At 67.7% G+C, this 25,990-nt stretch carries 26 protein-coding genes; 13 read left to right on the top strand and 13 right to left on the bottom strand.

Going from position 1 to position 25,990, the window contains the following annotated elements:
- Window positions 1-3: 3 nt before the first annotated feature.
- Both MRBLWH13_RS07640 and MRBLWH13_RS07645 read right to left on the bottom strand, forming a co-directional pair.
- Window positions 4-1,602 carry an ABC-F family ATP-binding cassette domain-containing protein gene (locus tag MRBLWH13_RS07640; protein WP_120493569.1) on the bottom strand — a complete coding sequence of 533 codons (1,599 nt, stop codon included), beginning with the start codon at window positions 1,600-1,602 and terminating at the stop codon, window positions 4-6.
- A gap of 93 nt (window positions 1,603-1,695) precedes the next feature.
- The gene (locus MRBLWH13_RS07645; protein WP_341957758.1) at window positions 1,696-1,986 is read right to left on the bottom strand and encodes a CHY zinc finger protein; all 291 of its coding nucleotides are present in this window, start codon (window positions 1,984-1,986) and stop codon (window positions 1,696-1,698) included.
- A 122-nt stretch (window positions 1,987-2,108) separates the two neighbouring features.
- Between MRBLWH13_RS07645 and MRBLWH13_RS07650 the strand changes: the two genes are divergently transcribed.
- The 4 genes from MRBLWH13_RS07650 (at window position 2,109) to MRBLWH13_RS07665 (ending at window position 6,085) form a co-directional block, all read left to right on the top strand.
- Window positions 2,109-2,729, top strand: coding sequence for a VTT domain-containing protein (locus tag MRBLWH13_RS07650; protein ID WP_341957760.1), 621 nt, complete (start codon window positions 2,109-2,111; stop codon window positions 2,727-2,729).
- 5 nt (window positions 2,730-2,734) lie between these two features.
- Window positions 2,735-3,991 (top strand): sensor histidine kinase, encoded by a 1,257-nt coding sequence (locus tag MRBLWH13_RS07655; RefSeq protein ID WP_341957762.1) that lies wholly within the window; start codon window positions 2,735-2,737, stop codon window positions 3,989-3,991.
- Window positions 3,988-4,659 (top strand): response regulator transcription factor, encoded by a 672-nt coding sequence (locus tag MRBLWH13_RS07660; RefSeq protein WP_341957764.1) that lies wholly within the window; start codon window positions 3,988-3,990, stop codon window positions 4,657-4,659. The genes MRBLWH13_RS07655 and MRBLWH13_RS07660 overlap by 4 nt, the downstream gene beginning before the upstream one ends.
- 109 nt (window positions 4,660-4,768) lie before the next feature.
- Window positions 4,769-6,085 (top strand): acyltransferase, encoded by a 1,317-nt coding sequence (locus tag MRBLWH13_RS07665; RefSeq protein ID WP_341957766.1) that lies wholly within the window; start codon window positions 4,769-4,771, stop codon window positions 6,083-6,085.
- Here the strand turns inward: MRBLWH13_RS07665 and MRBLWH13_RS07670 are convergent.
- Genes MRBLWH13_RS07670 through MRBLWH13_RS07680 form a run of 3 tightly spaced genes read right to left on the bottom strand, consistent with a single transcriptional unit; the run spans window position 6,032 to window position 7,891 of the window.
- Complete coding sequence (locus MRBLWH13_RS07670; RefSeq protein ID WP_341957768.1) at window positions 6,032-6,625, bottom strand: energy-coupling factor transporter transmembrane protein EcfT; 594 nt, start codon at window positions 6,623-6,625, stop codon at window positions 6,032-6,034. The genes MRBLWH13_RS07665 and MRBLWH13_RS07670 overlap by 54 nt on opposite strands.
- Window positions 6,622-7,314, bottom strand: a complete 693-nt coding sequence (locus MRBLWH13_RS07675; protein WP_341957770.1) for an ABC transporter ATP-binding protein — start codon at window positions 7,312-7,314, stop codon at window positions 6,622-6,624. The genes MRBLWH13_RS07670 and MRBLWH13_RS07675 overlap by 4 nt, the downstream gene beginning before the upstream one ends.
- On the bottom strand, window positions 7,304-7,891 hold the full coding sequence (locus MRBLWH13_RS07680) for a biotin transporter BioY (RefSeq protein WP_341957772.1): 588 nt from the start codon (window positions 7,889-7,891) through the stop codon (window positions 7,304-7,306). The genes MRBLWH13_RS07675 and MRBLWH13_RS07680 overlap by 11 nt, the downstream gene beginning before the upstream one ends.
- 55 nt (window positions 7,892-7,946) lie before the next feature.
- Between MRBLWH13_RS07680 and MRBLWH13_RS07685 the strand changes: the two genes are divergently transcribed.
- Window positions 7,947-8,531 (top strand): TetR family transcriptional regulator, encoded by a 585-nt coding sequence (locus tag MRBLWH13_RS07685; protein ID WP_341957774.1) that lies wholly within the window; start codon window positions 7,947-7,949, stop codon window positions 8,529-8,531.
- A 49-nt stretch (window positions 8,532-8,580) separates the two neighbouring features.
- Here MRBLWH13_RS07685 and MRBLWH13_RS07690 read toward each other — a convergent pair whose 3' ends face one another.
- The 6 genes from MRBLWH13_RS07690 to sufB are packed head-to-tail and all read right to left on the bottom strand — an operon-like array spanning window position 8,581 to window position 13,797.
- Window positions 8,581-9,735 carry an aminotransferase class I/II-fold pyridoxal phosphate-dependent enzyme gene (locus tag MRBLWH13_RS07690; protein ID WP_341957776.1) on the bottom strand — a complete coding sequence of 385 codons (1,155 nt, stop codon included), beginning with the start codon at window positions 9,733-9,735 and terminating at the stop codon, window positions 8,581-8,583.
- Window positions 9,736-9,737: 2 nt separating this feature from the next.
- Window positions 9,738-10,067, bottom strand: a complete 330-nt coding sequence (locus tag MRBLWH13_RS07695) for a metal-sulfur cluster assembly factor (protein WP_042537580.1) — start codon at window positions 10,065-10,067, stop codon at window positions 9,738-9,740.
- A gap of 10 nt (window positions 10,068-10,077) precedes the next feature.
- Window positions 10,078-10,848 (bottom strand): Fe-S cluster assembly ATPase SufC, encoded by a 771-nt coding sequence (gene sufC / locus MRBLWH13_RS07700; protein WP_341957779.1) that lies wholly within the window; start codon window positions 10,846-10,848, stop codon window positions 10,078-10,080.
- Window positions 10,849-11,175: a non-heme iron oxygenase ferredoxin subunit gene (locus MRBLWH13_RS07705; RefSeq protein ID WP_053096453.1), complete on the bottom strand. Its 327-nt coding sequence runs from the start codon at window positions 11,173-11,175 to the stop codon at window positions 10,849-10,851.
- On the bottom strand, window positions 11,172-12,377 hold the full coding sequence (sufD, locus tag MRBLWH13_RS07710; protein ID WP_341957781.1) for a Fe-S cluster assembly protein SufD: 1,206 nt from the start codon (window positions 12,375-12,377) through the stop codon (window positions 11,172-11,174). Before sufD ends, MRBLWH13_RS07705 begins: the two co-directional genes overlap by 4 nt.
- A gap of 1 nt (window position 12,378) precedes the next feature.
- Window positions 12,379-13,797 carry a Fe-S cluster assembly protein SufB gene (sufB, locus tag MRBLWH13_RS07715; RefSeq protein WP_053096457.1) on the bottom strand — a complete coding sequence of 473 codons (1,419 nt, stop codon included), beginning with the start codon at window positions 13,795-13,797 and terminating at the stop codon, window positions 12,379-12,381.
- A 260-nt stretch (window positions 13,798-14,057) separates the two neighbouring features.
- Between sufB and MRBLWH13_RS07720 the strand changes: the two genes are divergently transcribed.
- The gene (locus tag MRBLWH13_RS07720) at window positions 14,058-15,140 is read left to right on the top strand and encodes a heme A synthase (protein ID WP_341957786.1); all 1,083 of its coding nucleotides are present in this window, start codon (window positions 14,058-14,060) and stop codon (window positions 15,138-15,140) included.
- 83 nt (window positions 15,141-15,223) lie between these two features.
- Entirely contained in the window at window positions 15,224-15,670 is a 447-nt protein-coding gene (locus MRBLWH13_RS07725) for a hypothetical protein (RefSeq protein WP_341957788.1), read from the top strand.
- Here the strand turns inward: MRBLWH13_RS07725 and MRBLWH13_RS07730 are convergent.
- A complete protein-coding gene (locus MRBLWH13_RS07730; protein WP_341958249.1) occupies window positions 15,616-16,521 on the bottom strand; it encodes a heme o synthase in 906 nt (301 codons plus the stop codon). The two genes, MRBLWH13_RS07725 and MRBLWH13_RS07730, sit on opposite strands and share 55 nt — an antisense overlap.
- Window positions 16,522-16,860: 339 nt before the next feature.
- Between MRBLWH13_RS07730 and tkt the strand changes: the two genes are divergently transcribed.
- From tkt to pgl, 6 genes are read left to right on the top strand one after another with little or no spacing between them, the layout of a single operon-like run.
- Complete coding sequence (gene tkt, locus MRBLWH13_RS07735; protein WP_341958251.1) at window positions 16,861-18,957, top strand: transketolase; 2,097 nt, start codon at window positions 16,861-16,863, stop codon at window positions 18,955-18,957.
- Window positions 18,954-20,066 (top strand): transaldolase, encoded by a 1,113-nt coding sequence (tal, locus tag MRBLWH13_RS07740; protein ID WP_341957790.1) that lies wholly within the window; start codon window positions 18,954-18,956, stop codon window positions 20,064-20,066. The genes tkt and tal overlap by 4 nt, the downstream gene beginning before the upstream one ends.
- Window positions 20,063-21,670, top strand: a complete 1,608-nt coding sequence (locus tag MRBLWH13_RS07745) for a glucose-6-phosphate isomerase (protein WP_341957791.1) — start codon at window positions 20,063-20,065, stop codon at window positions 21,668-21,670. The genes tal and MRBLWH13_RS07745 overlap by 4 nt, the downstream gene beginning before the upstream one ends.
- Window positions 21,671-21,692: 22 nt before the next feature.
- The gene (gene zwf, locus MRBLWH13_RS07750; RefSeq protein ID WP_341957793.1) at window positions 21,693-23,243 is read left to right on the top strand and encodes a glucose-6-phosphate dehydrogenase; all 1,551 of its coding nucleotides are present in this window, start codon (window positions 21,693-21,695) and stop codon (window positions 23,241-23,243) included.
- Window positions 23,240-24,175 (top strand): glucose-6-phosphate dehydrogenase assembly protein OpcA, encoded by a 936-nt coding sequence (locus MRBLWH13_RS07755; RefSeq protein WP_341957795.1) that lies wholly within the window; start codon window positions 23,240-23,242, stop codon window positions 24,173-24,175. Before zwf ends, MRBLWH13_RS07755 begins: the two co-directional genes overlap by 4 nt.
- On the top strand, window positions 24,175-24,960 hold the full coding sequence (gene pgl / locus MRBLWH13_RS07760; RefSeq protein ID WP_341957796.1) for a 6-phosphogluconolactonase: 786 nt from the start codon (window positions 24,175-24,177) through the stop codon (window positions 24,958-24,960). The genes MRBLWH13_RS07755 and pgl overlap by 1 nt, the downstream gene beginning before the upstream one ends.
- A 10-nt stretch (window positions 24,961-24,970) precedes the next feature.
- Here pgl and MRBLWH13_RS07765 read toward each other — a convergent pair whose 3' ends face one another.
- A complete protein-coding gene (locus tag MRBLWH13_RS07765) occupies window positions 24,971-25,981 on the bottom strand; it encodes a DMT family transporter (protein ID WP_341958253.1) in 1,011 nt (336 codons plus the stop codon).
- Window positions 25,982-25,990 lie beyond the last annotated feature (9 nt).

The following is a 25,990-nucleotide window of genomic DNA, read 5'->3' on the forward strand; positions in this document are numbered from 1 at the left end:
AGGTCAGGCGAGCTCGATGAGGTCCTGGTACTCCTGGCTCCAGAGATCCTCGACGCCGTCCGGCAGGATCAGCACGCGCTCGGGATTGAGCGACTGCACCGCTCCCGGGTCGTGCGAGACGAGCACGACAGCGCCCTCGTAATGCGCGAGGGCACCGAGGATCTCCTCGCGCGAGGCGGGGTCGAGGTTGTTCGTGGGCTCGTCGAGCAGCAGCAGGTTGGCCGACGAAACCACGAGGGTCGCCAGAGAGAGACGGGTCTTCTCGCCTCCGGAGAGCACTCCGGCGGGCTTCAGCACGTCATCTCCTGTGAACAGGAACGAGCCGAGCACCCTGCGCGCTTCCATCTCAGTGATGTGCGGTGCGGCCGACACCATGTTCTCGAGCACCGAGCGGTTCACATCGAGGTTCTCGTGCTCCTGCGCGTAGTACCCGACCTTCAGGCCGTGTCCCGGCTCGAGCTGGCCGGTGTCGGGCTGGTCGACCCCCGCGAGCATGCGCAGCAGCGTCGTCTTGCCCGCGCCGTTCAGCCCGAGCACGACGACCTTCGAACCGCGGTCGATCGCGAGGTCGACGTCCGTAAAGATCTCGAGTGAGCCGTAGGACTTCGAGAGTCCGGTCGCCATCATCGGGGTCTTGCCGCAGGGAGCCGGCTTCGGGAAGCGCAGCTTCGCGACGCGGTCCTCCTGGCGGACGTCGTCGAGGCCAGCGAGCAGCTTGTCGGCACGCGCGATCATCTGGTGAGCGGCAGCGGCCTTCGACGCCTTCGCCCCGAAGCGGGCCGCCTGCAGCTGCAGGGTCGTGGCCTTCTTCTCGGCGTTGGCGCGTTCCTTCTTGCGGCGCTCCTCGTCAGCCACCCGCTGACGCAGGTAGTTCTTCCAGTTCATGTTGTAGGTGTCGATGATCTGGCGGTTCGCGTCGAGATAGAAGACGCGGTTGACGGTCTCGCCGACGAGCTCGACATCGTGACTGATCACGATCAGCCCGCCCTTGTAGTTCTTGAGGAACTCACGCAGCCACACCACGCTGTCGGCGTCGAGGTGGTTGGTCGGCTCGTCGAGGATCATGGTCTCGGCATCGGAGAAAAGGATACGGGCCAGCTCGATGCGACGGCGCTGACCGCCGGACAGCGTCGACAGCGGCTGGTCGAGGATGCGGTCGGGCAGCGACAGGTTGTTCGCGATGGATGCCGCCTCAGCCTCAGCTGCGTACCCACCCTGCCCCTCGAACTCCTCGGTGAGGCGCGCGTAGCGCTTCATCGCCTTTTCGGCGACCGCGGGGTCGTCTGATCCCATCGCGAGTGCCGCTTCGGTCATCCCGAGGTTGAGCTGACCGAGTCCGCGCGCGTCGAGGATGCGGGTGCGTGCGAGGTCTTCGGGGTTGCCCGAACGAGGATCCTGCGGCAGGTAGCCGAGCTCGCCTGACCGGGTCACGCTGCCGCCCGACGGGAGGACGTCACCGGCGAGCACCTTGGTGAGCGTGGTCTTGCCTGCACCGTTGCGGCCGACGAGACCGATCTTGTCTCCGTCGCTCACACGGAACGACACGTTCTCCATAAGGAGGCGTGCGCCCACGCGGATCTCGAGTTCGTGCACGGCAAGCACAGGCGGGATGTCCGTTCTTTCAAGGGGAAGCGGCCGAGGGGCCAAACTCCCAGTATAGATCGCTCGGCTGGGCGTTCAGTCGATGTACCGCGTTCAGTCGAAGTAGAGATCGTGGTGCAACCGGCATCCCGGATTGAAACCGGCCGAGCACTCGGGACACCCCTGTGCGTCGAGGTAGGCATGGATGCTCAGCGTCGATCCGCACACACCGCACAGGACAGCCGGCGTCGCACGCTGGCTCCGCGACCACTGCCGCGCCTCGTGATCAGCGACCTCCTCATGGCACAGATGGCACGGGTACCAGTCACCGCAGCAGGCGAACGCGATCGCGATGACGTCGAGAGCCCCGCGGTAGTGCTCGCAGCGGGTCTCGCCGTCGACCACGAGTCCGTGAACCGTGATCTCGCCGACGCGCGACGGGCGGTCGGCCGATCTACCTCTCAGGGGGATGCGGTCGATACCTCAGGGTGATGCCCCACGTGCCACCTGCTTCCTAGCCTTCTGGGGTGGATGTTATCAACGAGCTCATCATGCAGACCGTCGCATCGCCCTGGCTGTATGTCGTGCTGCTCGCGGTGACCGTCGTCGACGGGTTCTTCCCGCCGGTGCCGAGCGAGACGGTCCTCGTCGCCGCGGCGGCGGTGCTGGCGTCGACGGGTGAGTTCTGGGCGCTGATCCCGCTGGGCCTGATCGCCGCGCTGGGCGCCGCGATCGGCGATAACATCGCGTTCGCCCTCGGACGGCGCCTGGGCACCACCCGATGGACCTGGATGCGTCGCCCGCGCGTGACGGCCGCATTCACTCACGCAGAAAACGCACTCGATCAGCGCAGCGCCGCCCTCATTCTCGGCGCCCGCTACATCCCGGTCGGTCGGGTCGCCGTGAACATGTCCGCCGGCGCCCTCCGATTCTCGTGGCGGCGATTCCTCCCCCTGAGCGTCGTGGCCGGGGTCAGCTGGAGCGCACTGAGCCTCACCATCGGACTGCTCGCCGGCTCGTGGGTCACCGAGCAGCCGCTGCTCAGCGCAGGGATCGGGGTCGCCGTGGCGCTCGTCATCGGGCTCGTGATCGACCGGGTCGCAGCCGCCCGTCGGCGACGTGCTCCTGCGGCACGACTGGCAGGATGACAGTCATGGCACGTCGTCGGCCGCGCATCGAGCGCGCTCCCCGCATCAGCCGCCGCACCGCCTCTCTGGCGGCGCTCGGTGCGGCGTGCCTCGTGCTGTTCTCGGTGCTGGTGCCGATCCAGACCGTTCTCTACGGCACGTCCCTCCCCCTGTCCTTCATCCTGGCCGCGGCCCTCTGCGGATCGCCGCTGCTGGCACTGACACACCCTCGTTGGGCGATCGCGGCGTTCTGCGCGTCCGCCTTCACCCTTCCCCTGCTCGTGGTCCCGACACTCGCCACCGAGTCACCCTGGCCATGGTCGGTGCCCGCCCTCCTGACCTTCGTGCTCTTCGTCGGCGTCGTGACCTTCCGGCACGGCGCCAGGCTCGGCGCCTTCCCGCTCGTGATCGGTGCCGTCCTCTCTCTCACGGCTCCCCTGCTGCGCCCGGAGATCGTCGCCACCGCGCCCACGGCCGGCAGCGCGACCGCCGACCTGATCGTCACCACTTCCGTCGCCGCGGCGACGTTCCTGGTCGCCGTCCTGGTCGCCGGTCGGGTGCGTGTGTCGGCCGAACTCGAGCGCGAGCGCGAGCACTCCGCGCTCGAGGAATCCCGCCGGGGACTCGTCGAGGAGCGCACACGCATCGCCCGTGAGCTTCACGACGTGATCGCACACAGCATGTCGGTGATCCAGGTGCGGGCATCCACAGCGCGATATCGTCTCCCCGAGATCGGCGACGCGGCATCCGCCGAGTTCGACAGCATCGCAACGACCGCACGGGCGTCCCTCACCGAGATGCGACGGATGCTCGGCGTCATGCGCACCGAGGATCAGACCGCCGAGCTCGCCCCGCAGCAGGACATCGATGACATCCCCGCACTCGTCGACACCATGCGGCGAGCCGGAGTCACAGTCGGGTTGGAGATCACCGGGGCCGTCGCGGACGCACCCCAGGCCGTGCAGATCGCCGCGTTCCGCATCGCACAGGAGGCGCTGAGCAACGCCGTGCGTCACGCGTCCGGCGCGCCGGTGACCGTCCGGGTGCAGGCGGACGCCGACGCGATCGGCATCCGCGTGCGCAACGGCCGTGCCTCCGCTCCTCCTGCAGCGCCCGGCGGCGGATACGGACTCCGCGGTATGCGCGAGCGCGTCGAACTGCTCGGGGGCACCTTCACGGCAGGACCCATCAGCGACGGCGGCTGGGAGGTGGCAGCATCCCTGCCGCTGCGCGACCCGGATCCGCGCACCCACCCCACTGCATCCCTGGAGGAGACCCCGTGACGATCAGCGTCCTCATCGCCGACGACCAGGCCATGGTCAGAGCAGGCTTCGCTGCACTCCTCGACGCTCACGAGGGCATCCGCGTCACGGGCCAGGCGGCGAACGGCGCCGAAGCCGTCGCCCTCGCCGCCCGGCTCGACCCGGAGGTCATCCTGATGGATGTGCGGATGCCGGAAGTGGACGGCATCGAGGCGACGCGGCGCATCCTCGGCCCTGGCTACCCCGCAGCACACGTGCCCCGTATCCTCATGCTCACCACCTTCGACATCGACGACTACGTCTATGACGCTCTGGAGGCCGGCGCGAGCGGATTCCTGCTGAAAGATGCGCTCCCCGAAGAGCTCGTCCATGCCGTGCGCGTAGTCGCTGGCGGTGACGCGCTGCTCGCGCCGAGCGTCACCCGGCGGATGATCGAGCAGTTCGCCGGCCGCCGGCCGCGCACGCCTCGGGCAGCCGCCGCGCTGGCCGACCTCACCGAACGCGAACGCGAGGTGCTGGTGCTCATCGGCCGCGGTCGATCCAACACCGAGATCGCAGGCGACCTCTTCATCGCCGAGCAGACGGTCAAGACTCACGTCGGCAAGGTGCTCGCCAAGCTCGGGCTGCGAGACCGCGTGCACGCCGTGATCCTCGCCTACGACACCGGCCTCGTCGAGCCCGCGTCGTGACCCGCGGCGAGAGATCACCCCTCGGTAGGGGTGCGAACAGCCCCACGGGTTGATCCGCCACCCGACATCGTCTTCATACGCTCCTCGGACACCCACCCGAGGAGGAACGATGACCATCGTCGAGGCACCCCCGCTCACCGCTCAGCCCCTTCCGCTGCCGAGTGGTCGCGACACCGCGATCGACTTCCTGCGTGCCGTCTGCGTCGTCGGCGTCGTGCTGCTGCACGCGATCATGGTGGGTGTCACCGTGGTCGACGGCGCCCCCGTCTTCGAGAACGCCAGCGACGGCACCGGGTGGATCGTGCCGGTGAGCTGGATGCTGCAGGTCATGCCGCTGTTCTTCATCATCGGCGGCTTCGCGGGCTTTCTGTCCCACCGGCGGCAGCGAGAGCGCGGCGGCACCGCGTCCGGTTTCGTGGCAGCGCGTGTACACCGACTCATCCGGCCGGCCGTGTTCGCGATCGGGATCGCGGGCCTGGCTCTCGCGATGCTGAGCCTCGCCGGGGTGCCCGCCGAACTCGTGGTGGTCGCCGGTTTCCGCTACGGTCAGCCGCTCTGGTTCCTCGGCGTCTTCCTGCTCTGCCAGGCCCTGCTCCCGATACTCGCGAGTGCGCATGACAGGGTGCCGAAGTCGACGCTGGTCGCACTGGTGGCCGCGTCGCTCGCTGTCGATGGGCTCCGAGCCTCGACGGGTGTCGACGCCCTGGGCTTCCTCAACCTCGCCTTCGTGTGGCTCGCACTGCAGCAGATCGGCTTCTTCCTCGCTGATGGGACCCTCGACCGACTGAGCAGGCGCTGCAGAGCCGTCTGCGGCTCAGCGGCGGCCACAGTGCTCGTCGCGACGTTCGTCAGCGGCGTCTACTCCCTCGACCTCATCGCCAACATCAACCCGCCCACCGGAGCGCTCCTGATCGTCGGCGTCGTGCACCTGAGCGCCGTCTCGCTGTTCCGCGGCCGCATCGAGGCGTTCAGCCGACGCCCGCGGGCGGCGGCTTTCGCCACGTTCGTCAACCGTCGCACCATGACGATCTATCTCTGGCACATGCCGGTGCTTCTCGGCATGGCCGGCCTCTCGGCCGTCGCGGCGCTGATGACGGGCCTGGCGCTCCCCGAACCGAGCAGCGTCGCCTGGTGGATCACGCGCCCGCTCTGGCTCGCGGCCGCACTTGCCCTCACCGCTGCGGTGGCCGTCACGCTCACCCGATTCGAGACCCGACCGTCTCCTCTGCTCACGGAGTCGCCTCGCCGAGTGATCGGCGCCGTGGCCGCGGGGCTCATAGCCGTCGTCTTGCTGCTCGTACTAGGAACGACTGTGCTGACCGCAGCCGTCGGGGCCTGGGGGATGCTCTGGGCGCTTCGACTGGCTCGGCGCTCACACCAGACCGCGAGCGGCGAGAGCATCGCCCACGTCGTCCGCGTGGCGTAGTGTGCGAACGAGAAGGGGAACGACGCCCCGAACCCCCTGCCGAACCCCTCGCGCCCGCTGCGCGTCTCTGACCTCGTGGGCGAACGATGCCACGACCGGAATCATCGTGATCGTGAGCGAGATCGTCATCGAGACGGCGTCTGCGTCGAGACCGAGACGCCGCAGCGGGCTGAGCATGCGCTGCAGCACACCGAGCAGATCGCCCATTCGCGTCGTGATCGTGAGCAGCGAGGCGAGCAGGACGAGCGAGAGGACGCGTGCGCTGCTGATCCAGGCCGCAAGTGGCGAGACGAAGATCCACAGCGCTGCTCCGAGCACGAGCACGAGCACGCGGAGGCGCCACACCTCAGCAGCCAGCACGCGCAGCGGCAGGCGGGCGAGGGCGAAGAGCGCGCAGACGCCGCTCACGGCTACGCCGACACTCCAGGCATCATGCGGATAGGCGGACAGCCCGATCGCGAGTGCGGCGAAGGTCGCGAGCTTGGTCCCCGCAGGCATCCGATGGACGATGCTCGCGCCCGGCCTGTACATCTGGATCATCGGCACAGGTTCCGGTAGGTCGCAATCACGGCGCCCGGTTCGCCGGCCGCCACGACAGCTCCGTCGTCGAACAGGACAGCGTGGTCACAGCGCGCCGCGAGATCGAGGTCGTGCGTGACGATGACGACCTGCGCCGTCTGGGCGAGCAGGAGGCCGGCGATGCGTCCGGCATTGCGCAGATCGAGCAGGGTCGTCGGCTCATCCGCGACGATCAGCTCCGGTTGCGTGATCAGCACCGACGCGAGCGCAAGGAGCTGCTTCTGACCGCCTGAGAGCTCCGACACCGCGACATCCGCCCGATCCGCGAGTCCGTGCTCCGCGAGCGCATCGGCGACCCGCGCATCGATCTCTGCCCTGGGCCGGCCGCGCAGCGAGAGCGCAAGATCCTCGGCCGGGGTCGGCATCAGGAGCTGGGCCTGCGGATCGGTGAACACGAATCCGACGCGGCGCCGCAGCACCGAGACATCACGTCGCGTGTCGAGGCCGTGCACGTTCACCCTCCCCGACGTGGGCACGACGAGACCGTTCAGAAGCCGCGCGAAGGTCGACTTGCCCGATCCGTTCGCACCGATGACCGCGATGCGTCGCGCCGTGAGATCGACGCTGACGTCGCGCAGGATCCGTCGGCCCTCGCGCTCGACGGTCACCCCGTCGAGCGCGATGCGCGCGTGACTCGTCTCAGACCGCACGGACCGGCGCCGGCGTGAGAGCCGCCCGAGCGCCGAAAGCCCTCGGGTACGCGCGCCGCAGCGCGAGTGTCAGCGCCACAGCTGCCGCGGCTTTGAGGAGATCCCCCGGCAGGAACACGAGGGCGGCCACGGCTGTCGGCGCGAGGTCGAGGGCGAGGACGAGCGCTGTGATGGGGATCCCGCACAGATAGACGACCAGGATGCCGCCGACCACGGTGCCGAGCGCGATGCGCCACCACGTGAGCCTGCCCCGGTGCACGATCAGTCCGATCACGACGACTCCGACGATCCATCCGAACAGGTACCCCGCAGTGGGACCGACGAACACCCCGAGGCCACCGCGCCCGCCTGCGAGGACCGGAAGACCCACGGCCGCGAGAGCGAGCACGAGCAGGATCGAGAGCGGAGCGAGCCGCGGGCCGAGAACGGCACCGGCGAGCATCACGCCGAGAGTCTGCGCGGTGATGGGAACCCCGCCGGGGATCGGTATCGTCACCATCCCGAGCACCACGATGAGGGCGGCGAACATCGCCACTCTGGCCAGTTCGCGACCGAGGTCGCCTCGCTGCTGCGTCATGTCCGACACCTTCCTGAACACTGTTCTCCTGAACGGTGTTCACTATAGTGAGAACATGAGCCCCGATCACAACTCGACCCGCCATGATCGCGACGGTGTCGCTCGGGCAGCCCTGGCACTCCTCGATGAGGTCGGGCTCGCCGACCTCTCGATGCGCAGGATCGCGGGCAGGCTCGATGTCCAGCCGAGCGCGCTCTACTGGCACTTCACGAGCAAACAGGAGCTGCTCGCCGACCTCGCCGACCGCATCACCTCGACCATCCCGCGTGATGATGCCGATGTGCTGACCACAGCGCGCAGTATCCGCGACGCCCTGTTCACCTACCGCGACGGCGCAGAACTCGTGCTCAGCACGTACGCACTGCAGCTCGGCTCCTCACAGGCGCAGACGGCGCTCGAAGACTCCCTGCATCGCGTGGGAGCCGAAGACGCCCCGGAGCGTGCGGTCGCCCTCCTGCACTTCGTCCTCGGTCACGCGACGCTCGTGCAGCAGCGCATGCACGCCGACAGCCACGGCGCCCTACCCGCAGGCGACACGGTCGACGTCACCGCAGGGCTGGATCGGATCTTCGACCTCGGCGTGACAGCGCTGGCGAGAGGCAGAGTAGACGATGAGGCGGGCGATCGACGGCTCCGGTGATGCCTGCCACCTATCGGGCAGTCAGCTCTGCGCGGTCACCTCTGCACGGTCACCTCTGAACGAGCGCCGCGATGCGCTCGACGGCTTCCGTGACGATCTCAGGGCTCGTGCCGAAGTTCAGACGCACGTACCCCGCTCCTTCGTCTCCGAAGGCCGGGCCGAAATGCAGCGCGACCCTGGCCTCCTTGAGGATGCGGCGCGCCGGGTTCTCGCCCCATCCGAGGCCTGAGAGGTCGATCCAGGCGAGGTAGCCAGCGTCCGGGATCCGGTAGCGCGCCTCGGGAAGTTTCGAGGCCAGCAGATCCTCGAGAAGCACTCGATTCGCATCGAGCGTCCTCAGGAGTCCGTCGAGCCACTCGTCGCTCTCCTCCGAGAACGCGGCGACGGCAGCAAGGAGGCCGAATTGCCCGGTGCGCCAGACGACCTCGATCGGCAGGCCACGCACGACCTCGCTCGTGGCGTCGGATGCGGTGACCATCAGGGCGCATTTGAGACCGGCGAGGTTGAACGCCTTGCTGGCACTGACGACCGCGAATCCGACCCGCTCGGCAGCCTCACCGGTGTCGAGGAACGGCGTGAAGCCGGTGCCCGGCTGCGCCAGCGGCGCATGGATCTCGTCGGAGATCACGGACGCGCCGAACTCGTCGGCGATCTCGGCCAATGCGGCGAGAGAGTCGCGGCTGTGGACCGTCCCGGTCGGGTTGTGCGGGTTGCAGAGCAGGATCGCGGTCGCGCCGTCGGCGAATGCGGCACGGATGCCGTCGAGGTCGAGCTCCCACGCCGTGCCCGTGTCGCGCAGCGGAACGCGCAAGACCTCGGCGCCCGCCTCGGCGACCAGATCGTAGAACGGCGGATACACGGGAGGGGTGACGACGACGCGCTCCCCCGGCTGGGTGACCCGACGGAGGATCTCGACTATCCCCATGCTGACGTCCGCGGTACTGCGCATGCGTGCAGGATCCACGTTCCATCCGAATCGTCGCCGGGCGAACGCGGCGTAGGCGGATGGCAACGGCGTCCGGGACGCGATGTACCCGGTGTCCCCCATCTCGACGGCGCGGCGAAGCGCCGCCGAGATCGCGGGCGCGAGGGGGAAGTCGGTCTCCGCGACGAACAGCGGAAGCACATCGGCGGGATACTCCCGCCACTTCTCGCTGCTCCGCTCGCGGAGCTCGGCCAGAGGCAGAGCCTTGACCTCGAGCATCCTCAGATGGCGAAGCCGAGGGCGCGCATCATGTCGCGGCCGTCATCGGTGATCTTCTCCGGACCCCACGGCGGCATCCACACCCAGTTGATGCGGAAGCGGTCGACGACGCTGTCCAGAGCCTGTGCGGTCTGGTCTTCGAGGACGTCGGTCAGGGGGCAGCCGGCACTGGTCAGTGTCATGTGGATCACGAGAGCATCGTTCTCGTCATCCCACGCGAGGTCGTAGATGAGACCGAGGTCGACGACGTTGATCCCGAGCTCCGGGTCCATGACGTCTTTGAGAGCCTCGGTGACCTCGTCGTACTTCTCGTCCGTGAGGGTGGCTGTCATGCGAATCAGCCTACGCCTCGATGGGGGCTGCGGGGTCGAGGAAACGGTCGTATCCCTCGTCCTCGAGCCGGTCTGCGAGCTCAGGGCCACCCTCTTCGACGATCTTGCCCGCGACGACCACGTGCACGAAGTCGGGACGGATGTAGCGGAGGATGCGCGTGTAGTGCGTGATCAGCAGAACGCCGAGGCCGGTCGACTGCTTGGCGCGGTTGACGCCCTCGGAGACGATCTTCAGCGCGTCGACGTCGAGACCGGAGTCGGTCTCGTCGAGGATCGCGAACTTCGGCTTGAGCACCTCGAGCTGGAGGATCTCGTGACGCTTCTTCTCGCCGCCCGAGAAGCCCTCGTTGACGTTGCGCTGCGCGAACTTCGGGTCCATGCGGAGGTTCGCCATGGCCGCCTTGACGTCCTTGGTCCAGCCGCGGATCGCGGGAGCCTCGCCGTCGAGCGCCGTCTTGGCGGTGCGGAGGAAGTTCGTGACCGTCACGCCCGGGATCTCGACCGGGTACTGCATGGCGAGGAACAGTCCGGCGCGAGCACGCTCGTCGACGCTCATCTCGAGAACGTCCTGGCCGTCGAAGGTGATCGACCCCGAGGTGACGGTGTACTTCGGGTGACCGGCGATCGTGTACGCGAGGGTCGACTTGCCCGAGCCGTTGGGGCCCATGATCGCGTGCGTCTCACCGGTGTTCATGGTGAGGTTGATGCCGTTGAGGATCGGAGTGGTACCCGCCTCGGTCTCGACCGTCACATGCAGGTCGCGGATTTCAAGAACAGACATTCAGACTTCCTTCGTCACAGTCGGGTCGATGAGCACGTCGTCGCCGTCGATCTCGACGACGTAGACCGGAACGGGCTCATAAGCGGGGAGATTCTGGGGCTTGCCGGTGAGCAGAGAGAAAGCCGAGCCGTGAGCCCAGCATTCCACCGTGTCACCCTCGACGAAGCCCTCGGCGAGAGAGATGTCGCCGTGCGTGCAGGTGTCTCCGATGGCGTGGATGACGCCTTCGGAGTCCTTGATCACGGTGATCGGCACGCCGTTCGGCTCGACACGGATCGGCATGTCCTGCTCGAGCTCCGCGACGCCGCACACGCGTTCGGCGCTCACGCGTTCACCTCGGCGAGCTCCGTCTCGATGGCGTCGAGCAGCTCGGTCTCCAGCGCCGGGATGCCCAGGCGCTGGACGATGTCGGTGAGGAAGCCGAGCACCACGAGGCGGCGGGCCTCCTCTTCGCTGATGCCACGAGCCTGCAGGTAGAAAAGCTGCTCGTCGTCGAAACGACCGGTGGCGCTGGCGTGGCCCGCGCCGAGGATGTCTCCGGTCTCGATCTCGAGATTGGGGATCGAGTCGGCGCGAGCGCCCTCGGTGAGCACCAGGTTGCGGTTCGCCTCGTACGAGTCGGTGCCCGTCGCGTCGGCGCCGATCAGCACGTCGCCGATCCAGACGCTGTGTGCGCCCTCGCCCTGGAGCGCGCCCTTGTAGAGCACGTCGCCCTTGGTGTGCGGACCCTTGTGATGCAGGTACACCTGGCTCTCGAGGTGCTGACCCGCATCGGCGTACGACAGACCGTAGAGGTAGCCCTCGGATCCGGCGCCCGCGAGCTCGACGCTCGGGTTCACACGCACGACGCCGCCGCCGAAGCTGATGACGAAGTGCTTGAGGGTGGCATCCGCGTCGACACGCGCCTGGTGCGCCGACGTGTGCACGGCCGCATCCTGCCACTGCTGCAGGCTGATGACGGTGAGCTTCGCTCCGTCGCGCACGATGATCTCGACGTTCTGCGAGTACTGCGCGGCTCCGGTGTGCTGGAGCACGACGGTGGCTGAGCTGTGCTCGAGCGCCTCGATGACGATGTGGGCATCGGCGCGCAGTTCTGCGCCGAGACCGTCGATCGACACGAGGATCGGCTCTGCGACCTCTTCTTCACGAGGGATGCGGATGTGCAGCGCCTCGGGCGAGCCCTGCCACGCGACCGCAGCGGTGATGTCTTCGGCGAGGAAGACCTCGCCACGGGGAGCCTCGCCGGCGGCGAGTGGCGCGGAGACGTACTGCTCACCCGCGCCGAACGTGTAGCTCACTCCCTCAGCGGAGCCCGCGACCTCGAAGAGGGGAGAGAGCTTCACGACGGGCGTGTGCTTCCAGTTGACCTCACGGCCGGTCGGCGCACCGAAGTCCGCCGGCTCGAACGAATGCGGGCGCTCGGAACGCGTCTGAACCGGAACGAATCCGGCGTCCGCGACCTGTGCGGCCGGGTCGACGTGCGCGCTCGAATGATGCGACGCCGTGGGCGTCGTCGTCTGGGCCGTCATCTCAGCCGACCGATCCTTCCATGCCCATCTCGATGAGCTTGTTCAATTCCATCGCGTACTCCATCGGCAGCTCCCGTGCGATCGGCTCGATGAAGCCGCGCACGATCATCGCCATCGCCTCGTCCTCGGGCATGCCGCGGGACTGGAGGTAGAAGAGCTGCTCTTCGCTGACCTTCGAGACCGTCGCCTCGTGGCCGAGCTGCACGTCGTCGACACGGATGTCGATCGCCGGGTATGTGTCGGATCGCGACTTCGTGTCGACGAGCAGCGCGTCGCAGCGCACGGTGTTCGCGGAGTGGTGCGCGTTGGCGTCCACCCGCACCTCACCGCGGTATCCGGCACGTCCGCCGCCACGCGCGATCGACTTCGAGACGATCGACGACTGCGTGTAGGGAGCCATGTGGATCATCTTGGCGCCGGCGTCCTGGTGCTGACCGGGGCCCGCGAAGGCGACCGAGAGCGTCTCGCCCTTGGCGTGCTCGCCCATCAGATAGATCGACGGGTACTTCATCGTCACCTTGGAGCCGATGTTTCCGTCGACCCACTCCATCGTCGCGCCCTCGTGCGCGACCGCACGCTTGGTGACGAGGTTGTAGACGTTGTTCGACCAGTTCTGGATCGTCGTGTAGCGAACGCGGGCGTTCTTCTTCACGATGATCTCGACGACGGCCGAGTGCAGCGAGTCCGACTTGTAGATCGGGGCCGTGCAGCCCTCGATGTAGTGGACGTAGCTGTCCTCGTCGGCGATGATCAGGGTCCGCTCGAACTGGCCCATGTTCTCGGTGTTGATGCGGAAGTAGGCCTGCAGCGGGATCTCGACGTGCACGCCCTTGGGGACGTAGACGAACGATCCGCCCGACCATACGGCGGTGTTCAGGGCCGCGAACTTGTTGTCGCCGGCCGGGATCACGGTGCCGAAGTACTCCTCGAAGAACTCGGGGTGCTCGCGGAGCGCCGTGTCGGTGTCCATGAAGATGACGCCCTGCTCCTCCAGGTCCTCGCGGATCTGGTGGTAGACGACCTCGGACTCGTACTGAGCCGCGACGCCGGCCACGAGACGCTGACGCTCGGCCTCGGGGATGCCGAGGCGCTCGTAGGTCTCACGGATCTCGGCGGGAAGGTCTTCCCACGACTGCGCCTGCTTCTCTGTAGAGCGCACGAAGTACTTGATGTTGTCGAAGTCGATCTCGCTGAGGTCTGCGCCCCAGGTCGGCATCGGCTTGCGTCCGAAGAGCTGATATCCCTTGAGACGGGTCTTCAGCATCCATTCGGGCTCATGCTTGAGCGCCGAGATCCCACGCACCACCTCTTCGGAGATACCGCGCTTGGCGATGGCTCCGGCAGCATCTTCGTCATGCCACCCGAATTCGTACACCCCCAGGCCGTCAAGCTCCGGGCGGTCGATCAGCACATCCGACATCACACACTCTCCTCACAGGTCCCAAAACGGTGTCATCCGCCCCGACACACCTGATCCCCGTCGAGTCTGCGGGAGCGGGTGCCGTTGGTGGGCCCTCATCACCGGCGCATCCATCGCGCCTAAACTGTTAGTGATGGTGCAGCGCGGTCAGCGCTCATCACAACAATCCGATTCTACAGGTTCCGCCTGAAGACAGGGCCGCTCGCCGTGTCCGGCGCGGTTCGGAGAGAACAATGCCCGAGACGATGATCTCCTCCCCCATGAACGCACCTCTGGCGCCCTCGACGGCCGCGCGCCTCTGGGGGCGGATGCTGCGCGTGTGCGCCTGGCTCTCCTTCCTCGCACAGACGATCATCATCGGTACCGGAGGCGCGGTGCGCCTCACCGGTTCCGGCCTCGGATGCTCGGAGTGGCCGCTCTGCACTCCCGAGTCACTCGTGCCGATCTATGCCGATCAGGGAATACACGGGATCATCGAGTTCGGCAATCGCGTGATGACCGGAGTCGTCGGCATCATCGCCCTCGCCGTCCTCCTGCTCGTACTGGCACGCGTGGGTGGCAGACTTCTGGTGTTCTCGGCGCTGCGGTTCGCAGCCGCCGGGATCCTGGCTGCGGCGATCGTCTTCGGGCTCGTCTCCCTGTTCTCCCTTCCCGCGACGCCCTTCGCCATGGGCGCACTTCTCATCACGGTGATCGCCGCGATGATCCGTTCGCTCAGGCTCTCGTCCGAACGACGCGACCTCGTCGCGCTCGCCTGGATCGTCCTCGTCGGAGTCGTCGCGCAGGCGCTCGTGGGCGGCATCACCGTCCTCACCGGCCTGAACCCCTTCATCGTCGGGTTCCACTACGTCTCGTCGCTGCTGCTCGTGTGCGTCACGGCGGCGTTCCTGGTGCGGCTCTACGCTGCGGCCGGACCCCGTGTGAGCGCCGTCCCGAAGTGGTTCGCGATCCTCAGCCACGTCACCGGTCTCGCTCTGGCCGTCACGATCGTGTTCGGTGTTCTGACGACGGGCTCAGGGCCGCACTCCGGAGATGCCGACGTGCTGCGGCATGGATTCGACGCCACGATCCTCGCCCACGTGCACTCGTGGCCCGGGTACATCCTCGCCGCTCTCGTCGCCGCGCTGACGATCTCGGCCTGGGCGCTTCGGCTGGAACCCCGCAAGTGGCTGCTGGTCCTCGTGCTCGCGATCCTCGTGCAGGTGGGCGTCGGTATCTGGCAGGCGCGTGAGGGACTCCCCCCGCTGCTCGTAGGCATCCACATGGTGCTCGCTTCGCTGTCGGCCGCCGCCTACACGGTCGTGGTGCTGCACCTGAAGAAGCCGGTGTCCGCCAGGGAGTGACGACCGCAGGCTGGGCGACCGGCACAGTGGATGCATAGCTCCGACATCAGAGGCTCATCAGTTGCTCGTGCACCGTGGCTGACATGAACAAGTCACTGACACGCAGCATCGGCTTCTGGCTCCTCCTCGTGCTCTCGCTCGCCTCGGCAGGCGTCGGCGGATGGCTGGTCGCCGGGCAGGTCGGCACTATGACGAGCACTCTGCTCGATGGCACAGCCACGGGCATCGAGGTCTATGTCGGCCAGTCGCTCGTCGTGGTCGGCGCGGCTCTCCTGGGCGCAGGCGTCATCGGACTCCTGATCGCGATCGCGCTCACCGCGGTGCAGGCGCTCATGCCCGCGGCCGCACCCGTGGTCGTCGAACCCATCGACTGGACTTCAGAGGCGGACGCCGACGACGCGATCGAGCCCTCCACGGATGACAACCCGACCCCCGCCTCGCCGGACGACGAGGCTGTCGTCGAGAAGGACGAGCGTCAGAACGGCAGCAGCGGGTCGACCGCGACGGCCACGAAGATCAGCGTCAAGTAGGTGATCGAGGCGTGGAAGACTCGCATCGGCCGCGCCTCGTTCCCCCGCACAGCCTGGTTGTACAGGCGGTGCGACTCGTAGATGAACCAGCCGCCGAACACGAGGGCGGAGACGGTGTAGACGAGGCCCATGTTCGCGATGGGGATCAGCAGCAGCGAGCAGGCGATGGTCGCCCAGGCGTACAGGATGACCTGGAGGCCGACCTGCGATGCGTTGCGCGTCACTCCGAGCATGGGCACGTCGACATCGTCGTAGTCGTCCTTGTACTTCATCGAGAGCGGCCAGTAGTGCGGCGGCGTCCAGAGGAAGATCAGGGCGAAGAGGATGAACGCGGGCCAGTCGAGCGAACCGGTGACGGCCGCCCACCCGATGAGAACCGGGAAGCATCCGGCGATGCCGCCCCAGATGATGTTTTGCTCGGTGCGGCGTTTGAGGATCATCGTGTAGATCACGACGTAGAAGAAGATCGCGGCAGCCGACAGCGTGGCCGCCAACCAGTTCGTCGTGAACCACAGCCACACCGTCGAGACCACGGCGAGGGTCCAGGAGAAGATCAGAGCACCTCGAGGGGTGATCTCTCCCGTCACGAGCGGACGGTTCTCCGTGCGGTGCATGTGCGCGTCGATGTCGCGGTCGAGGTACATATTGAATGCGGCTGCCGAACCGGCGCTCAGCGAGCCGCCGATCACGGTGGCGAGGACCAGCCACATGTCGGGCAGGCCGCCCTGCGCGAGGAACATCACCGGGACTGTGGACACCAGCAGCAGTTCGAGGACGCGCGGCTTGGTGAGGGCGACGTACGCCTTCACGGTACGACCGATGGACTTCTTCACAACGGTCTGATCAGACATCGTCGAGATCTCGATCGCCTCCTCCACACGCGTCACGACAGCGTTTCCCAGTCTAAGGCACGCCGGAGGCCCGGCCGGCCCCAGCCCGGGGACTCGCCCGGGCACCGCGAAACCGCGTGTCGAAGACGGTGATCCCGGGTCTCACACGACCGTGCAGCACCCGCCCCGCCAAGGAATTCCTGGGCCGGTGACGCGTTGTAAGACGGGGTAACGGGTCACACCACGGCACTATGCTGAAATGACTCGCGCGCCCGGCGCACATCACACACCCCTCCGTAACGTTGCGGTCTGCGAATGTGCACTCCGGACGCTCTCGAACAGTTGCAGAAGGGCTTCACAGTGTCGGAATTGCAGTGGGATGAGATCGACCGACGTGCGGTGGACACCGCGCGTCTTCTGGCAGCGGATGCCGTGGAGAAGGTCGGGAACGGCCACCCCGGCACCGCGATGAGCCTCGCTCCAGCCGCGTATCTCCTCTACCAGCGGGTTCTCCGCCACGACCCGACCGACACCGACTGGCTCGGACGCGACCGCTTCATCCTCTCGGTCGGCCACTCGTCGCTGACGCAGTACGTGCAGCTCTACCTCGGCGGCTTCGGTCTCGAGCTCGACGACCTCAAGGCGCTTCGCACCTGGGGATCGCTCACTCCCGGCCACCCCGAGTACGGCCACACCAAGGGCGTCGAGATCACCACGGGCCCGCTCGGCCAGGGCCTCGCCTCGGCGGTCGGCTTCGCATACGCGGCCCGCTACGAGCGCGGCCTGTTCGACCCTGAAGCCGCTGCGGGCACGAGCCCGTTCGACCACTTCGTCTACGTGATCGCCGGCGACGGCGACCTTCAGGAGGGCGTCACCAGCGAGGCCTCCTCGCTGGCCGGCCACCAGGAGCTCGGCAACCTGATCGCGATCTACGACTCCAACCAGATCTCGATCGAGGACGACACCAACGTCGCTTTCACCGAAGACGTCGCGAAGCGCTACGAGGCCTACGGCTGGCAGGTCCAGACCGTCGACTGGAAGAAGACGGGCGAGTACGTCGAAGATGTGGCCGAGCTGAACGCCGCCATCGAGGCCGCGAAGGGCGAGACCTCGAAGCCGTCGCTCATCATCCTCAGGACGATCATCGGCTGGCCGTCGCCCGGCAAGCAGAACTCGGGCAAGATCCACGGCTCGGCCCTCGGTGGCGACGAGCTCGCTGCGACCAAGAAGGTCCTCGGCTTCGACCCCGAGGAGCACTTCGCCATCGCCGACGACGTGATCGCCCACACCCGCGCGCTCGCCGACCGCGCCGCCGAGACGCGTGCCGCGTGGCAGACGTCGTTCGACGCGTGGGCCGCGGCCAACCCCGAGCGCAAGGCGCTCCTCGACCGTCTCGAGGCCAAGGAACTCCCGGCCGACATCACGTCGGCTCTGCCTGTCTTCGCCAGCGGCAAGGACGTCTCGACCCGCGCGGCATCCGGCCAGGTCATCAACGCACTCGCCGCCGAGCTCCCCGAGCTCTGGGGCGGATCGGCCGACCTCGCGGAGTCGAACCTCACCACGATCAAGGACTCGAAGTCCTTCATCCCCGCCGAGTGGTCCACCCACGAGTGGTCGGGTGACCCCTACGGCCGGGTGCTGCACTTCGGCATCCGCGAGCACGCCATGGGCGCCATCGTCAACGGCATCGTGCTGCACGGCCCGACACGCGCCTTCGGCGGCACGTTCCTCATCTTCAGCGACTACATGCGCCCGCCGGTGCGTCTGGCAGCGCTGATGAACGTGCCGAGCATCTTCGTCTGGACGCACGACTCCGTCGCGCTCGGCGAGGACGGCCCGACGCACCAGCCGGTCGAGCAGATCGCCACGCTCCGCGCCATCCCCAACTTCACGCTGGTGCGCCCCGCCGACGCCAACGAGACCTCGGCCGCCTGGCTCGAGATCCTCCGCCGCCACGAGGGCCCGGCCGGCATCGCCCTGACCCGTCAGAACATCCCGGTGTTCGAGCGCGGTCAGGGAGCAGCCGACGGCGATGTGTTCGCCTCGACCGATGGCGTCTCGAAGGGCGCGTACGTGCTCGCCGAGGCTCCGAACGGCACCCCCGACGTGATCATCATCGCGACCGGTTCCGAGGTCCAGCTGGCGGTCGACGCCCGTGCGGCCCTGGCCGAGGAGGGCATCGGCGTCCGCGTCGTGTCCGCTCCCTCTCTCGAGTGGTTCGACGAGCAGGACGACGCATACCGCGAGTCGGTCCTGCCGAAGGCCGTCACCGCCCGCGTCTCGGTCGAGGCCGGTTCCGTCCTCAGCTGGCGCGGAATCGTGGGCGACCGCGGCCGTTCGGTCGGCATCGACCACTTCGGCGCATCCGCCGACTACAAGACCCTGTTCGAGAAGTTCGGCATCACCACAGAGGCCGTCATCGCGGCCGCACGCGAGACCATCAAGGAGAACGCATGAGCACCCCCACCGCAGACCTCGCAGCAGCCGGTGTCAGCATCTGGCTCGACGACCTGTCGCGCACCCGCATCTCCTCCGGCAACCTGGCCGAGCTGATCGAGACCCGCAACGTCGTCGGCGTCACCACCAACCCGACGATCTTCGCGAACGCGATCACCGACAAGAACAACACGTCGTACGACGCGCAGGTCACCGAGCTCGCGGCGTCCGGCGCGACGGCCGAAGAGGCCGTGTTCGCCGCGACCACGCAGGACGTCGCGGCAGCGCTCGACGTCTTCCGCCCCGTGTGGGAGAAGTCGGGCCACGTCGACGGCCGCGTCTCGATCGAGGTCTCCCCCGACCTCGCGCACGACACCGAGGGCACCGTCGCACAGGCCAAGCAGCTCTGGGCCACCGTCGATCGTCCGAACCTCCTCGTCAAGATCCCCGCGACGAAGGCCGGGCTCCCGGCCATCACCGAGGCGATCGCATCCGGCATCAGCGTGAACGTGACCCTGATCTTCAGCCTAGAGCGCTACGCCGAGGTCATCGAGGCGTACCTCGCCGGTCTCGAGCGCGCACACAGCGCCGGCATCGACCTGTCCACCATCCACTCGGTCGCGTCGTTCTTCGTGTCGCGCGTCGACACCGAGACCGACAAGCGTCTCTCCGCGATCGGCACCGACCAGGCAGAGGCTCTCAAGAGCAAGGCCGGACTCGCCAACGCACGCCTGGCCTACGAGCTCTACGAGCAGAAGTTCGCCGAGAAGCGCGCTCAGGACCTGATCTCGGCCGGTGCCAACGCCCAGCGTCCACTCTGGGCATCGACCGGCGTCAAGGACCCGGCTCTGCCGGACACCCTCTACGTCACCGAGCTCGTCGCGAAGGACGTCGTCAACACGATGCCCGAGAAGACGCTCGAGGCGACCTTCGACCACGGCGTGGTCACGGGCGACACCATCACTGGTGGCTACGAAGAGGCCCGCGCCGTCTTCGCCGGCCTCGCCGACCTCGGGATCGACTTCACGGACGTGACCCAGGTGCTCGAGGATGAGGGCGTCGCCAAGTTCATCGACTCCTGGCACGACCTGCTCACCCAGGTGGCAGAGGGCCTCGAGGCGCAGCGATGACATTCGCGATCCACGCCTCGGGCGCGGCTCGGGTCGCGATCGACGAGACGGTTCCCGCTCTCGTTCACGACCTCATCGCCTCCCGACTCACCGGCGGCGACGCGACCCTGTGGGGTCCGGCAGCCGAGTCCGAGGCATCGATCCGCCTCGGGTGGATCGATGCGGTCTCCGTCTCGCGCCCACTGGTCGCCGAGATCGCAGCCCTCCGCGCGGATCTCCATGCGAAGGGTGTGACGCGAGTCGTGCTCGCCGGCATGGGCGGATCCTCGCTCGCGCCCGAGGTCATCGCCCAGACTGCGGGCGTGCCGCTCACGATCCTCGACTCCACCGCTCCGAGCCAGGTGCTCGCCGCATTGGACGAGGGCCTCGAGAGCACCGTGCTCGTGGTGTCGTCGAAGTCCGGCTCCACGGTCGAGACCGACTCGCAGCGCCGCACGTTCGAAGCCGCGTTCCGCGACGTGGGCATCGATCCGATCGAGCGCATCGTCGTCGTCACCGACCCGGGTTCGCCGCTCGACGTCTCGGCCCGCGAGGCGGGGTACCGCGTCTTCAACGCCGACCCGAACGTCGGAGGGCGCTACTCGGCGCTCACCGCCTTCGGTCTCGTCCCCTCCGGGCTCGCCGGAGCCGACATCGATGAGCTCCTGAACGAGGCCGATGCCTCGCTTCTCGAGGTCGCGATCGACTCCGCCGACAACCCGGCGCTGCGGCTCGCAGCGGCGATCTCCGCGACGTCGCCCCGCCGCGACAAGCTGGGTCTGATCACCGACGGCACGCACATCAACGGCCTGCCCGATTGGATCGAGCAGCTCATCGCCGAGTCCACGGGCAAGGACAGCACGGGCATCCTGCCCGTCGTCCTCCTCCCGGTTTCGCCGGAGCTCGACTCGAAGCCATCGGATCTGCAGATCGTGCGTCTGGTCGACGACGCGAACGAGTTCCACCTCCGCGAGCGGCACGAGGGCGAGATCCTCGTCAGCGGATCGCTGGGCGCTCAGCTCGTCGTGTGGGAGTACGCCACGGCGATCGCGGGCTACCTGCTCGGCATCAACCCCTTCGACCAGCCCGACGTCGAGTCCGCCAAGGTGGCGGCCCGCGGCCTGCTGGACGCACGCCCCGCGCCCACCGCGCCAGCGTTCGTCGAGAACGGCGTCGAGGTGCGCGTGTCCGACCCCGCTCTCGCGGCGTCCGGAACCGTCGAGGGCGTGCTCGATGCGCTGTGGGCACAGCTGCCGGCTGACGGCTACGTCTCGATCCAGGCGTACGTGAACCGACTCGACGTCCCCCAGCTGCAAGGGCTCCGCGAACTCGTGGCCGCCGATTCCGGTCGCCCCACGACGTTCGGATGGGGGCCGCGCTTCCTGCACTCCACGGGTCAGTATCACAAGGGCGGGCCCGCTCAAGGAGTGTTCCTGCAGATCCTGGAGCGCACCGAGGTCGATCTCGAGATCCCCGAGAGGCCCTTCACGTTCGGGCAGCTCATCGAAGCGCAGGCCGCCGGCGACGCCGGTGTCCTCGCCGAGCACGGCCGTCCGGTCGTCTCCCTGACGATCACCGATTCGTCGGCCGACGTCCTCACCCTCTTCGAAGCAGCACAGAAGTAACAGCCAGGAGAATCCCCCACCGATGTCTGTTCCCATCTCGCGCGGGCACAACCCGCTGCGTGACCCCGATGATCGCCGTCTCAACCGGATCGCGGGGCCCAGCGCCCTCGTGATCTTCGGAGTGACCGGAGACCTGTCACGCAAGAAGCTCATGCCCGCGGTCTACGACCTCGCCAACCGCGGACTCCTGCCGCCCGGATTCGCTCTCGTCGGCTTCGCCCGACGGGACTGGGAGGACCAGGACTTCGCTCAGGTCGTCTACGACGCTGTCAAGCAGTATGCGCGCACCCCGTTCCGCGAGGAGACATGGGCGCAGCTGCTCCAGGGCATCCGCTTCGTCTCCGGCGAGTTCGACAACCCCGATTCCTTCGGCAAGCTCCGCGAGACGGTCGACCAGCTGGACGTCGAGCGAGGCACGATGGGGAACCACGCGTTCTACCTGTCGATCCCGCCGAAGGACTTCCCGCTGGTCGCGAAGCAGCTCAAGGACTCGGGTCTCGTCGGCGAGAACGACGATGACGACGAGCGCTGGCGCCGTGTGGTGATCGAGAAGCCGTTCGGCCACGACCTCGAGTCGGCGCGCGAGCTCAACGCCGCCCTCGAAGTGGCGTTCTCGGCCGACTCGATCTTCCGCATCGACCACTACCTCGGCAAGGAGACGGTCCAGAACATCCTGGCGCTGCGCTTCGCGAACGAGCTCTACGAGCCGATCTGGAACCGCAACTACGTCGACCACGTGCAGATCACGATGGCCGAGGACATCGGCGTCGGTGGCCGTGCCGGCTACTACGACGGTGTCGGCGCCGCTCGCGACGTCATCCAGAACCACCTGCTGCAGCTGCTGGCGCTCACCGCCATGGAAGAGCCGATCAGCCTTTCGGCCGAGCATCTTCGTGCCGAGAAGGAGAAGGTCCTCGCCGCGGTGCACGTGCCCGACGATCTCTCCCTCGCGACCGCCCGCGGCCAGTACGCCGGCGGATGGCAGGGCGGCGAACAGGTCACCGGCTTCCTCGATGAAGACGGCATGAACCCGGAGTCGGCGACCGAGACGTATGCCGCGATCAAGCTCGAGATCGACACGCGGCGCTGGTCGGGCGTGCCGTTCTACCTGCGCACCGGCAAGCGCCTCGGACGCCGTGTCACCGAGGTCGCCGTCGTCTTCAAGAAGGCCCCCGAGCACCTCTTCGGTCGCTCGAACACGTCAGAGCTCGGGCAGAACGCCCTCGTCATCCGCGTGCAGCCCGACGAGGGTGTGACGATCCGCTTCGGTTCCAAGGTCCCCGGCAACGGCACGAATGTGCGTGACGTCACGATGGACTTCGGTTACGGCCACGCGTTCACCGAGGCGAGCCCCGAGGCCTACGAGCGACTCATCCTCGATGTGCTGCTCGGCGACCCGCCGCTGTTCCCGCGGCACGAAGAGGTCGAGCTCTCCTGGAAGATCCTCGACCCCGTAGAGAAGTACTGGGCGGCCGAGGGCGGCCCAGTGGATCAGTACGCACCGGGTTCGTGGGGTCCGGCATCCGCCGACGACCTCCTCGCCCGCGACGGACGAGTCTGGAGACGCCCGTGATCATCGACCTTCCCGACACGACCGTGAGCCAGGTCGCCAAGCAGCTCGTCAAGGTACGCGAAGAAGGCGGCGCCGTCGCCCTCGGACGTGTGCTGACGCTGATCATCTCGGCCCGCAACGGCGTCGCCGAGGCCGCGATCGACGCAGCCAACGACGCCTCCCGCGAGCACCCGATGCGTGTCATCGTGCTCACCACGGGCGACGGCGACGCACGACTCGACGCCCAGATCCGCGTCGGCGGCGACGCCGGAGCGAGCGAGGTCGTCGTACTCCGCGCCTACGGCGATGCCGCCAGCAACGAAGAGAGCCTCGTCACCGGACTCCTTCTGCCCGATGCTCCCGTCGTCGCCTGGTGGCCGGAAGATGCTCCGCCCTCCCCCGCGAACTCGCCGCTGGGCCGGATCGCTCAGCGCCGGATCACGGATGCGGCCACCGCATCCGATGTGCGCGACCGCCTCGCCCAGCTCGGCGAGTCGCACGCGCCCGGCGACACCGATCTCGCCTGGACCCGCCTCACCCACTGGCGCGAGCAGCTCGCCGCCGTTCTCGATCAGCCGCCGTTCGAAGAGGTCACAGCCGTCGAGGTGCGTGGCGGCTCGGCCTCGCCGTCGACGGCGCTGCTCGCCGCCTGGCTGCAGATGGCGCTAGAGATCCCCGTCACGTGGTCCTACGAAGACCCTGAGCACTGGCAGGAGGGCATCAAGTCCGTGCGGCTCCACCGTGCTTCGGGCGACATCCTGCTCGAGCGTCCGACGCCGGGCGTAGCCGTGCTGACGCAGCCGGATCAGCCGGACCACGATCTGCACCTCCCCCGCCGCACCCTGCGCGAGTGCCTCGCCGAGGAGCTGCGTCGCCTCGACCCCGACGTCCTGTACGGTCGAGTGATCACCGAGGGCTGGGAGAAGCTGGGTCCGCCCGAGACAGGAGAATGATGTCGTCGCAGACAGCGTCCGCAGAGAAGCGGGTCGTGGTCGAACCCACCCCCGCAGCACTCGCCGCAAGGGTGGCCGACAGATTCCTGACACGTCTTCGTGCACGCACGCGCAACGGCCGCATCGCCCACGTCGCCCTCACGGGCGGCTCGATGGGTGGTGCGGTCCTGCGCGCCACACGCGACGACCCTCGGTCGTCGCAGATCGACTGGTCGCTCGTTCACTTCTGGTGGGGCGACGAGCGGTTCGTCGCCCGAGACGACGCCGACCGCAATGCGTTGCAGTCGCGTGAGGCTCTGCTCGACCACATACCCGTCCCCGCCGAGAACGTGCACGAGGTCGCGGCCGCAGGCGAGGGATTGACCCTCGACGAGGCTGCCGAGGCCTATGCCGCTGAGCTCGCGAAGTTCGGCACCGACGAGCATCCGTGGCCCTCGTTCGCCGTGTGCTTCCTCGGTGTCGGCCCCGACGGCCACATCGCGTCGCTGTTCCCCGATCGTATCGAGGTCACCGTGACGGATGCCGCGGCACTGCCCGTGCGCGACTCCCCCAAGCCGCCGCCGGAGCGCGTGACGCTGACCCGCCCGGTGCTCAATGCATCCAAGCGCGTCTGGCTCGTGCTCACCGGCGCCGACAAGGCCTCAGCGCTCGGCCTCGCTCTCGCCGGGGCAAGCTACACGAATGTTCCCGCAGCGGGTGCCAAGGGACGCAAGCGCACGGTGTTCTTCGTCGATGAGGCAGCGGCCTCCGAGGTCTCGCCCGACCTCATCGATCCGGCGTACTGACCCGATGTGATCAGGCCTCGGGGTTCGTCGCCTCGGGGCCTTTCGCATGCGCATCGCTTCCGCGGGTGATGTCGATCTCCTGGCTGTCGCTGAGCACCTGTGGGTGATATCGAGCGAGCCCTACGACGCCCCACACCGCGATCGCTCCGGCGACGCCGAAGATCACGAGTACCCACGGCGGGGCGGCGGCAGCCTCGCCGAGCACGACCATGCCGATCAGAACAGCGACAAGGGGGTCGACCACGGTGAGCCCCGCGATGACGAGGTCGGGCGGACCCGAACTGTACGCCGTCTGCACGAAATAGGCGCCTACGGCGCTCGCGGCGACGAGCGCGATCACGCACACGAGCGTGATCCACTCGAAGTCGCCGGCCTGGACCCGCTTGATGACGACCTTCGCGAGCGTCGCGACGAAGCCGTACAGGATTCCGGCGCCGACGATGTAGAAGAGCGCGCGCATGCGGTGACGGAGGACGAGCCAGCACGCGCCGAGAATGATGATCACGACGAGCAGGATCGCGAGGATCGTGAACAGCTCTGTGTCGGTGACATCCTTCTCGGTGGCGAAGATCGCCGCGAAGAAGACGAAGAGGAAGATTCCTCCGACGCAGCAGATGATCGCCGTGATGGATTGCTTGGTCGGTGAGTGCCCCGAGATGCGGGCGTTGAGCAGTGTGGTGATGACCAGCGCGATCGCTCCGAGCGGCTGCACGACGATCAGAGGCGCCACCGTCAGAGCGGCGAGCTGACAGACGATGGCAAGGCCGAGCATGAGAGTCCCGACGAGCCACGAGGGCCTCGTCAGCAGCCCGCGGACCTGAGCCATCGACAGACCGGATGCTCCGTCCGCACCGCTCAGCCGCTCCATCTTCTCGACGCCGCGGTGCTGGTACTGAGCACCGAGCGACATGAAGACAGCGCCCGCGAGTGCGAGGGGGATGCCGAGGAGCAGTCCCGGGTTCTGGAACGCGCCTACCAGCTGGTCGGTGACGTCTTCCGCCCCGGCTGTCCATACGGAGATGCTCACCCT

Source organism: Microbacterium sp. LWH13-1.2, assembly GCF_038397735.1.
GTDB lineage: Bacteria > Actinomycetota > Actinomycetes > Actinomycetales > Microbacteriaceae > Microbacterium.

What these genes read in the sequence shown, in the direction of transcription:
- sufC (WP_341957779.1), bottom strand. Translation starts at nt 10,848, where the DNA reads ATGTCTGTTCTTGAAATCCGCGACCTGCATGTGACGGTCGAGACCGAG.
- MRBLWH13_RS07745 (WP_341957791.1), top strand. Translation starts at nt 20,063, where the DNA reads ATGACATTCGCGATCCACGCCTCGGGCGCGGCTCGGGTCGCGATCGAC.
- MRBLWH13_RS07720 (WP_341957786.1), top strand. Translation starts at nt 14,058, where the DNA reads ATGAACGCACCTCTGGCGCCCTCGACGGCCGCGCGCCTCTGGGGGCGG.
- MRBLWH13_RS07680 (WP_341957772.1), bottom strand. Translation starts at nt 7,891, where the DNA reads ATGACGCAGCAGCGAGGCGACCTCGGTCGCGAACTGGCCAGAGTGGCG.
- MRBLWH13_RS07685 (WP_341957774.1), top strand. Translation starts at nt 7,947, where the DNA reads ATGAGCCCCGATCACAACTCGACCCGCCATGATCGCGACGGTGTCGCT.
- zwf (WP_341957793.1), top strand. Translation starts at nt 21,693, where the DNA reads ATGTCTGTTCCCATCTCGCGCGGGCACAACCCGCTGCGTGACCCCGAT.
- MRBLWH13_RS07695 (WP_042537580.1), bottom strand. Translation starts at nt 10,067, where the DNA reads ATGACAGCCACCCTCACGGACGAGAAGTACGACGAGGTCACCGAGGCT.
- MRBLWH13_RS07665 (WP_341957766.1), top strand. Translation starts at nt 4,769, where the DNA reads ATGACCATCGTCGAGGCACCCCCGCTCACCGCTCAGCCCCTTCCGCTG.
- MRBLWH13_RS07690 (WP_341957776.1), bottom strand. Translation starts at nt 9,735, where the DNA reads ATGCTCGAGGTCAAGGCTCTGCCTCTGGCCGAGCTCCGCGAGCGGAGC.
- sufB (WP_053096457.1), bottom strand. Translation starts at nt 13,797, where the DNA reads ATGTCGGATGTGCTGATCGACCGCCCGGAGCTTGACGGCCTGGGGGTG.
- MRBLWH13_RS07730 (WP_341958249.1), bottom strand. Translation starts at nt 16,521, where the DNA reads ATGTCTGATCAGACCGTTGTGAAGAAGTCCATCGGTCGTACCGTGAAG.
- sufD (WP_341957781.1), bottom strand. Translation starts at nt 12,377, where the DNA reads ATGACGGCCCAGACGACGACGCCCACGGCGTCGCATCATTCGAGCGCG.
- MRBLWH13_RS07725 (WP_341957788.1), top strand. Translation starts at nt 15,224, where the DNA reads ATGAACAAGTCACTGACACGCAGCATCGGCTTCTGGCTCCTCCTCGTG.
- tal (WP_341957790.1), top strand. Translation starts at nt 18,954, where the DNA reads ATGAGCACCCCCACCGCAGACCTCGCAGCAGCCGGTGTCAGCATCTGG.
- MRBLWH13_RS07655 (WP_341957762.1), top strand. Translation starts at nt 2,735, where the DNA reads ATGGCACGTCGTCGGCCGCGCATCGAGCGCGCTCCCCGCATCAGCCGC.
- MRBLWH13_RS07670 (WP_341957768.1), bottom strand. Translation starts at nt 6,625, where the DNA reads ATGATCCAGATGTACAGGCCGGGCGCGAGCATCGTCCATCGGATGCCT.
- pgl (WP_341957796.1), top strand. Translation starts at nt 24,175, where the DNA reads ATGTCGTCGCAGACAGCGTCCGCAGAGAAGCGGGTCGTGGTCGAACCC.